The 8524-nt window shown below is 71.6% G+C and carries 8 protein-coding genes and 1 tRNA gene; 5 read left to right on the top strand and 4 right to left on the bottom strand.

Annotated elements, in window-relative coordinates:
* Window positions 1-100: 100 nt before the first annotated feature.
* Entirely contained in the window at window positions 101-1117 is a 1017-nt protein-coding gene (locus HW445_RS11225) for a helix-turn-helix domain-containing protein (protein WP_180220879.1), read from the bottom strand.
* 405 nt (window positions 1118-1522) lie between these two features.
* Between HW445_RS11225 and HW445_RS11220 the strand changes: the two genes are divergently transcribed.
* Window positions 1523-1599, top strand: a tRNA-Met gene (locus HW445_RS11220).
* 107 nt (window positions 1600-1706) lie between these two features.
* Here the strand turns inward: HW445_RS11220 and HW445_RS11215 are convergent.
* Both HW445_RS11215 and HW445_RS11210 read right to left on the bottom strand, forming a co-directional pair.
* Entirely contained in the window at window positions 1707-1907 is a 201-nt protein-coding gene (locus tag HW445_RS11215; protein ID WP_180220878.1) for a DUF397 domain-containing protein, read from the bottom strand.
* Entirely contained in the window at window positions 1904-2749 is an 846-nt protein-coding gene (locus HW445_RS11210; protein WP_180220877.1) for a helix-turn-helix transcriptional regulator, read from the bottom strand. The genes HW445_RS11215 and HW445_RS11210 overlap by 4 nt, the downstream gene beginning before the upstream one ends.
* Window positions 2750-2873: 124 nt before the next feature.
* Here HW445_RS11210 and HW445_RS11205 point away from each other — a divergent pair, with 124 nt between their 5' ends.
* The 4 genes from HW445_RS11205 (at window position 2874) to HW445_RS11190 (ending at window position 6797) form a co-directional block, all read left to right on the top strand.
* A complete protein-coding gene (locus HW445_RS11205; protein WP_180220876.1) occupies window positions 2874-3338 on the top strand; it encodes an ATP-binding protein in 465 nt (154 codons plus the stop codon).
* 59 nt (window positions 3339-3397) lie between these two features.
* Window positions 3398-5773 carry a DUF4132 domain-containing protein gene (locus HW445_RS11200; protein ID WP_180220875.1) on the top strand — a complete coding sequence of 792 codons (2376 nt, stop codon included), beginning with the start codon at window positions 3398-3400 and terminating at the stop codon, window positions 5771-5773.
* On the top strand, window positions 5773-6165 hold the full coding sequence (locus tag HW445_RS11195) for a hypothetical protein (RefSeq protein ID WP_180220874.1): 393 nt from the start codon (window positions 5773-5775) through the stop codon (window positions 6163-6165). Before HW445_RS11200 ends, HW445_RS11195 begins: the two co-directional genes overlap by 1 nt.
* Window positions 6166-6287: 122 nt before the next feature.
* Window positions 6288-6797 carry a hypothetical protein gene (locus HW445_RS11190; RefSeq protein WP_180220873.1) on the top strand — a complete coding sequence of 170 codons (510 nt, stop codon included), beginning with the start codon at window positions 6288-6290 and terminating at the stop codon, window positions 6795-6797.
* Between the two features lie 136 nt (window positions 6798-6933).
* On the opposite strand, the gene HW445_RS11185 is transcribed toward HW445_RS11190, so the two are convergent.
* Window positions 6934-8481, bottom strand: a complete 1548-nt coding sequence (locus HW445_RS11185; RefSeq protein WP_180220872.1) for an FAD-dependent oxidoreductase — start codon at window positions 8479-8481, stop codon at window positions 6934-6936.
* Window positions 8482-8524: the final 43 nt, after the last annotated feature.

Below are 8524 nucleotides of genomic sequence, written 5' to 3'. Positions count from 1 at the left end.
GTGCACGATGATCTCCCGGGCGACTCCGGGCGACTCCGGGCGGCTCCGGGCGATTCCGGGAGACGGGGAGCGCCTGCCCGGCACCGAGAACCGGCCGTCCCTACGCGGCGGCCACCAGCCCCCCGCCCGCGTCGGCGCACGCCCGGCACCGCTGCGGATCGGGGCCTCGATAACCGCGGTCGCACTCCTCGCAGTTCCGCAGCGGGTGCCGCTCCGGCGTCGGCACGGCGGCCGCGGCGGCGTACGGACGCAGCGGTGGCGCCGGCAGGTCCACGCGCAGCCGGTACGCGACGAACGCCGCAGGCCACCGCGGCCCGCCCTCCGGCAGCCCCGTGAAAAGGGCCCGGCGGATCTCCCCGGAGGTGACCTCACGCTCCAGCCAGGCCGCCACCCCGGGCGTGAGGTGCTCGACCTCGCACGCGGTGAACCGCAGCTCGGACACGTACCTCCGCAGCCCCGTGAGCAACGCGACGGCCCGCTCCTCCAACTCCGGCCGCGACAGCAGCGGCTGCGGCACGGGCGGCAACGGCTTGCGCTTCCTGCGCCCGCGCCGCGGCTGTGGCTGCGGCGACACGGCCGCCGCCACTGGCTCCATGGCGGCCTCCGGCTGCTGTTCGACAACCGGCTGTGACACGACAGAACCGGTCCCGAAGGACGTCGCGCACGAGGACGTCACCTCGACCCCGCACACCCCTTCCCTCACCACTTCATACGGCCGAGCACCCTCCGGCACGTGACGAACGGCCGCACCGATGTCACGGCGGGCAGCGGCCTCCGGCTTGTTGCAGTACACGGTTCGCGTGACGATCCGCCCACCCGCGATGCGGACCTTCTCCCGCCGCAGGTAGCCGTGCGCCTCCAACTCCCGCAAGGCTGCCGCGATCCGCACGGCGCCCTCGCACCGGCGGCTGACCAAGGTCTTGATGCTGATGGGCGTCCCGGACGGCAGGGACTGGACGTACACGGCCAGCCCGATCGCCGCGAGCGACAGGTCATCGTGCTGCGCCAAGTGATTGCCCACGACGGTGAAGTGCGTGGTGTGGCGGTGGATCTCGTGGACCACGCCGCCGCCTCGGGTGGCGTCACGCGCACGCCCAGTAAGATGCATTGCACCCATCAGGAAGCTGTCCTTCCTCGGTGGTCAGACCCTCGTCCGGGATGTCGGTCCCGGCGGGGGTCGTCTCATGTCTGTGGTTGTCTGCGCCGAGCGTAGACCCACGAACCACCCAACCTCGGCCGATCTGGGGCATATTCACTCAGCCGTGTGAGCGCCGGGCCCCGCCCCGCCCGGCCGTGACCGGGGAGGCGGGGAGGGGCTTGGCAGGCGTTTCTTTCCCACGGTTCTTTGATCTTGGAACGTCCCGAGCACCCGGAACTCGGAGACCCTCATCCCGGTGCCCCAGCCTCCGAAAACTGCCCCCTGGGCCCCGAACCGCCCCTCCTCCGGACACCTCGACAGCGCAAGCCGCCCCGACCGATTCGCCATTTCCCCTGCCCATGGCGTACGGTCAAGACACAACGACGCGGGGTGGAGCAGCTCGGTAGCTCGCTGGGCTCATAACCCAGAGGTCGCAGGTTCAAATCCTGTCCCCGCTACCAAACACTGTGAGCCGGGATCCTCTTTGGATCCCGGCCCACAGTTCTGTGCCCGAGCGGATCTGTCCCGACCCCTGCCCGTCGTGCTTGACCGGCGAGTGCCGTTTCGATCAGTCCTGGCGTGCCAGGCCAAGGAAGGCCGACCACGCACAGGGGTGGACGATGAGAGTGCCGTGGGCCGGAGCCTTGGAGTCGCGGATGTGGATGATGGCGGGAGTGGGGGCGACCTCGATGCATTCGCCGCCGGCTCCGCCGCTGTAGCTGCTCTTGAACCAGCGGAGGGATCGGACTTCGGACCGCTCGGTGTTCATAGCTCTCCTTGCAGCAACTTCGCGATGTGACGCAGGGAATCGGCAGGGGACAGGGCTTGGGCTCGCAGGATTCCATACCGGATGGCCATGCCGCGCACGGATGCGCGATCGGTGATCACCCGGCCATTGCCCTGACTCTCGACGTACGCGACCGGTTCTCCGGCTTGGGGCGTCATGAGAGTGAACGGCCCGTCCGCTCCCGAGTGGTCCACGCTCCGGGTCGGCATCACCTGGATCTCCACATTGGGGTTTTCCCCCACCAGGAGCAAGTGCTCAAGCTGCACCCGTAGTACGTGCAGGCCGCCGAAGGGCCGCTGCAACACCGACTCCTCGATCACGAAGCTGAGGGTGGGTGCAGGCTTGCGGTTGAGGATCTTGTGGCGGGCCATACGTGCCGCGACCATCTGCTCGATCTCGGAGTCGGGCCGGCGCGGGCGCCACACCGTGAACATGGTCCGCGCGTATTCCTCGGTCTGTAGCAGGCCTGGGATTGCGAGGGCTGCATAGGCGTGGAACTCGACAGCCTCCTCCTCGATCCGCGCCGCGTCACGGAAGAAGGCCGGGTACCGGGTCAGCGCCACGGGTCGCTTCATGGCGAGCAGCATCCCCTCGGCGTCCAGCAACTGGTCGAGCCTGTCGATGGTGTCGGGCCGGGCGATGCGCCGCCCCTGCTCGATCGCCGCGATCTGCGCCTCGCTGTAGCCGAGGAGCTGCCCCAGCGCGGCCTGGGTACGGCCGACACGCTCCCGCAGGATCTTGACCTGTCTGCCGAACGATCGCAGCAGTTCGTCGGCCGGGTCCTCGCTCCGGCGCGCAACGGCCTGCTCCGGGACCTGCGTCATCGTGTTCTCCCCGTGCTCGGGTCCACCAGCACCCCGACAGGCCACCCCACGCGGTGGCACAGTGACGCTGTGTATGGGTGTCGACGCTGGTCACGCTACGCACGACGGACCACGCTCAGGGGCCATGACGACAGAAACACACCCGTCCGGGGCGACCCGTCGACCGGCGCCGCCCGTCCGGGAGTTCCGCATGTCGTTCACCTCGACACCGCGCGGCGCCCGCCTGGCCCGTCGACTCGCCTCCCAGCGGCTCGACGCCTGGGGCCACTCCTACGAATCCGACCTGAACACCACGGTGACCCTGATCGTCGCCGAGCTCGCCGCCAACGCGGTGACGCACGGCCTCGTACCCGGCCGCGACTTCAGGCTGTGCCTGTGGCTCGACCGGTCCGCGGGGCTCGTGCGCGTGGAAGTGACGGACACCCGGGGTGACCGCGTGCCGTCGACGTCACCCTCGTCGCCGGCCGAACGGGACGCGGAGTCGGGCCGCGGCCTCTGCCTGGTCTCGGCGCTGGCGAGCCGCTGGGCGGTAGTGCCGCGTACGGACGGAGGACCGGGCAAAACGCTGCTCGCGGAGGTCGACATCTGATCGCGGAGACAGCGAGGTCTGCCCCTCGGACTGTCAGTGCCTCCTGTCAGCATCCCGCCATGCTGTACGACGACTCGGCGGAGGCCGCACGCCGCAGGAACGACCCGCTCGACGGCGCGAGGGCGACGGACGCGCACGGTGCCGGCCCGGCGGATCCCGAAGCCCGGCTGCCCCACGCGCTGACCGATCCCGATCTCACCGCGGAGGACCGGACCGCGGTGGGGGAGCGACAGCGGTCCTCCACGCCCGACGCGTGCCGCCGGGTGTTCGACGCACTCGTCGAGAAGTGCGGGACACACGGCTGGGCCGACCTCACCCTGGGCCTGAGCGCGCTGGAGCGCTGCACGGGCCCGCTGCCCGACGTGACCGAACAAGCCCGCGAGCTGGTCGAGTTCTCGCTGAGGAAGGAAACCGTGCCCCAACCTCACGCGCTGCTCGCGGTCGCCCGGATCGCCGGTGCGGTGACACTGCGCGCGGCCGTGCGACGCCTCTCCCACGACGTGGGGCCCATCGTCGCCGACGAGATGGCCGTCATCGCCGGTCTGCCCCGCGCCGAGCAGACGCTGCTGTCCCGCGCCGAACGGGACGACAGGTTCACCCCGCCACCCCCGGACACGTGGCGCCGGGCGGCCGACAACCCCGCCTACGTGGCGTTCACCCGCCGTGCGCTGGAAACGGCGGCCGACCGCACCGACGCGATCGCCGCGGGCGAGACCCCCTACCAGGCGGACAAGGCGTTCACGGACCGGGAGATCACCTCGCTCGGACGCGCCCTGAGGGTGGCACTGCTCCGCGACGAGCCGTGGCTGCCGGAGCTGTTCGACCGCCTGCTGCCCGGCGTCGCCCTCGCTCCGACGGCGGCGGCGAAGACACTCCCCTCCCAGGCCCTCCTGTACGAGGTGGTCCGCGCCGGGCAGGACTTCCCGACGCCCGAGCTGGCGACGGCGATCCGTACCGTGCGCCGGTCCGTCCGGCACGCCGGGGTGCCCAAGCAGCTGGACAAGATGCTCAAGAAGGTGGACGCGGCCCTGGCCGAACGCACCGACGTGGCACTGCGGCTGCCGAGGCTCGACTTCGTGACCGTGGCCGCCGACGGCTCCACCGCGGGCGGCGTCCTGCGACGCACGGCCGGTGACCACGAGGCCGTCGTGACGGTCGCCGAGACCGCCACGCTGACCTGGGAGAAGGACGGCCGCCCGCTCCGCAGCGTCCCCGCCGCGGTGCGCCGTGAGCAGCCCGCCCTGGTCAAGGAGCTGCGCGACCTGGTGAAACGCGTGAACGCCCACCTCGCGACGCTCACCCGCGCGCTGGAGGGCGGTTTCACCGTCGACGCCACCCACCCCTACCGCTGGTGGCGCACCGAGCTCGTGGAACACCCGCTCGCCCGGACCCTCGTCCGCAGGCTGATCTGGGAGATCGAGGTCGCCCCCGGCGAGTGGCGGGCCGTACTCCCCGAGGCGGACCAGCCCGACGCCGCCGAGGCCCTGGACGCCGCGGACGCACCCGACGCCGCGGACGCACCCGACGTCGCCGACGCCGCCCGCGTGCGCCTGTGGCACCCGCTCCGCTCCGACCCCGGCAGCGTGCGGGCCTGGCGGGACCTTCTCACCGAACGGCGCGTCCGGCAGCCGTTCAAGCAGGCGTTCCGCGAGGTCTACCGCCTCACCCCGGCCGAGGAGCAGACGCGTGTCTACTCCAACCGCTTCGCCGCGCACCTCGTCCACTACCGCCGGATGTTCGCCCTGTTCAGGGCCCGGGGATGGAAGAGCAACCTGCTCGGCCCCTGGGACGGCGGCGACGACGCCCACGCCGAGCGGACCCTCGCGGCGGGGGAGTGGCGGGTGCGCTTCTTCCACACGTGGGCCGACTGGTCGGGCGACGACGAACTCGCCTCGACCGACCAGGTCCGCTTCCACCGCCGGGTGGACGGCGCCTGGCGTGAGGCGCCGCTCGCCGAGGTTCCGCCGCTGCTCGTCAGCGAGGCGATGCGCGACGTGGACCTCTTCGTCGGCGTGACCTCGATCGCCGCCGACCCCGACTGGACCGACGGGGGGCCCGGGCGTACCTACTGGGAGCGGGCCTCCTTCGCCGAACTGACCGAGAGCGCCGAGGCCCGCCGCGACGCCTTGGAACGCATCCTGCCCCGCCTGAAGATCGCCGACCGGTGCACCCTCGCGGGCCGGTTCCTCGTCGTCCGGGGCGACCTGCGCACGTACAAGATCCACCTGGGCTCGGCCAACATCCTCATGGAACCGGACGACAGTTACCTCTGCGTCGTCCCGGCGGGCCGCCCCGCGACCAGGGGCAGCGACCAGCTCTTCCTCCCCTTCGAGGACGACCGGCTGTCCCTCATCCTCAGCAAGGCGTTCCTGCTCGCCGCCGACGCCGGCATCACCGACCGGTCCATCCTCACGCAGATCGAGCGAGGCGCCTGATGGCCACCGTCACGTTCCGGGACGAGACCGCGACCGGCAGGCCGGTCACCGCATGGCAGGTCACCGGCCTGCCGGAGCGGATGACGGTCCGCGAGCTGATCACCCTCCGGATCCGCGAGGAGGTCACCCGCCACAACGCCCGCCCCGGCGACCGCTTCACCGGCCTCGTCCGCCCCGACGACGCCGAGACGGATCGCGACGGCCACCGCCTTCGCGAACCCCGCCACATCGACTGGCGACGCCAGGCCGAGATCGCCGAACGCGCCTTCCTGGCCAACGGGTTCTTCGTCCTGGCCGGCGACCGCCAGGTGGACCACCTCGACGACGTCGTGGACCTCACCACCGACCCGGACCTGGTCTTCATCAAGCTCGTGGCCCTCGCGGGCGGCTGAGCGCGGCACGCGCGCACGCGCGGCCGACGCGGCCGACGCGGTCGACGGGGGCGTCGCGGCGGCTGTTCCTCCTACCTGATCGCACCTGTGCCCGCGGCTGTGCCATGTGGTTCGCTGGCGGCATGGTCGTCATCGCCGCAAGCGTCATCGCAGTGTTCGGCACGCTCCTCGGCGCAGGAGTGACTCACCTGTTCCAGCGGAACACCCTGCGACGGACGGAGGAGAACGCCCGAAGCGAGAAGCTCAGGCAGGAACGGATCGACGCCTACTGCGTGTTCGGCGGTGCCCTGGCCAACTACCGGCGCGGGCAGATGGATCACTGGTTCGCCGGCAGGGGCGGCGACGGACACCTGGCGAGCGAGTCCGAGGTCCACGAACTGCGCAGGGCGGCCCAGCGTTTGCGGGCTGCGGCCATGGAGGCGATGTTCCGCGCCGAACTCCTGACGGATTCGTCCGAGTTGACCTCCCTCGGGCGCGAGGCACTCAAGGCGGCCGACGGCATCGACCGGGCAGCGTCGCGGGCCGAGTTGGACCGGGCACGAGACGAGTCCCGGAGGTTGATCTACGGCTACATGGCCGCCGCCAGGCCACACGTTCCGGGTCTCTCCGCCGCCCGGGCCCTCGACCGGTAGCCGCCGCCGCAGGCGGTCTCACCCGACGACGCCGCACCTTCCACCACGGACAGGTGCGGCGTCACGCCGGGGCCGGGGCCAGAGCCGGGAGACGGTCAGGCGTCGCGCCGGTACCGGCCCCGGTGCCGGGAGACGGTCAGGCGTCCGTCGGCCGGCGCTCCGTGGAGGCGACGCTCATGTCCGTGCGGTGCGGGGCGGCCGCGACGTTCCGGCCGACGATGCGCCCGGAGACCAACGCCCAGCCGATGTGCAGGCCGTGGTTGAGCAGCTGGAGACCGCCCTGGCCGGTGGATCCGGCGGCCCACAGGCCCGGCACGGGCGTGCCGTCCTCGCGGATCACCCGCAGCTCGTCGTCGACACCGAGGCCGCCGTCGGCGAGCGTGACGTAGGCGTTCATGGGGCCCAGCGCGTAGAACGGGCCCTGTGTGACGCCCTCACCCAGGTGCCGGCGGCCGTGGTCCTCGTCCTCGCCGTTCCGCACGCTCCGGTTCCACCGGTCCACCGTGGCACGCAGGGTGGCCGGGTCGACGCCGATCCTGCCCGCCAGCTCCTCCAGGGTGTCGGCACGGTGGTACACGTCCGGCCTGAACCGCTTGTAGTCCTGCACGTAGGCGTACGCGACGCCGGGGAACGTGGAGACCGGGTTCGGCCACGCGGAGAACTTCCGCGCGATCCGCTCGTCGAACACCATGAACCCGGTGTTGCCGCCCGTGGCGGCCACCGCCCGGGCCATCGCCGAGTCGGTGTCCTCGTTCGCCAGGCGGCGCCCCGCGTCGTCCACGAGGATCGCCCCCGCCCGGTACATGGTGACGTTCGGGCCGATCCAGCTGGTCAGCGCGCCCCGGATCACGTACGCCAGCAGGTTCTTCGGCAGCCGCTCCACCACGAACCGCATCACCCGGTTCAGCGCGGGGACCGCGGGCAGCATCTTGATCAGGTCCGGCCGCTTCGACGGCGCGAACCGCAGGCCCTCGTAGAGGCGGTCCATCTGCAGGGTGAACCCGCCGGCCTCCTCACCCAGGTGGAACCCGTCGCCGGTGTTCGCCGGGTTCACCGGCGGGATCCGCGCCGCGTCCTCGCCCACGTGCTTCGCCTTCAGCTCCGTGGAGGCCGAGTAGTCGCCGGTGGTCAGGACGACGCCCCGGCGCCCGAAGAAGCGCGTGCCGTTCGCCGCCGCACCGATGATCTCCCCGTCGGCGTTCCGCAGCAGCTCGTCCACCCGCATCGACGTGCGGATCTCCACGCCCAGCCGACGGCACTCCCGCAGCAGCGCGTCACGGTAGGCCCGCGAGTTCGGCAGCACGTTGTGCATGCGCGGCTTCTCGTACGGCGGCTCCGGCGTCGGGCCCAGGAACTGCACCCCCAGCGACGACAGCCACTCCACCGTCGGTCCGGCGTTCTCGGCCAGGATCCGCCGCAACGACTGGTTCTCCCGCGCCTCGAACGGGCCGTTGGCCGTTTTCATGTCCTCGACGAACAGGTCGATGCTGTCGTTGACCCGCGCCCGGAACTGGTAGCTCGTGTTCGCCGCGGTGAACGACCCCACGGACAGCGCGGTGGAGCCACCCACGTCCGGGCACTTCTCCAGCACGACGACCGACGCCCCGCTGCTCGCCGCCGAGATCGCGGCCGCCATGCCGGAACCGCCGGCTCCCACGATCAGGACGTCTGCGGTGTGGACCATGATTCTTCTCCTCGTCAGTTCCGTGGCTCAGACGCCGGCGGTC

The organism is Streptomyces sp. UH6, assembly GCF_013421635.1.
Classification (GTDB): Bacteria; Actinomycetota; Actinomycetes; order Streptomycetales; family Streptomycetaceae; genus Streptomyces; species Streptomyces abyssomicinicus.
The sequence above is the reverse complement of the archived record's forward strand: the minus strand, read 5'-3'. Positions and strand labels throughout refer to the sequence as shown.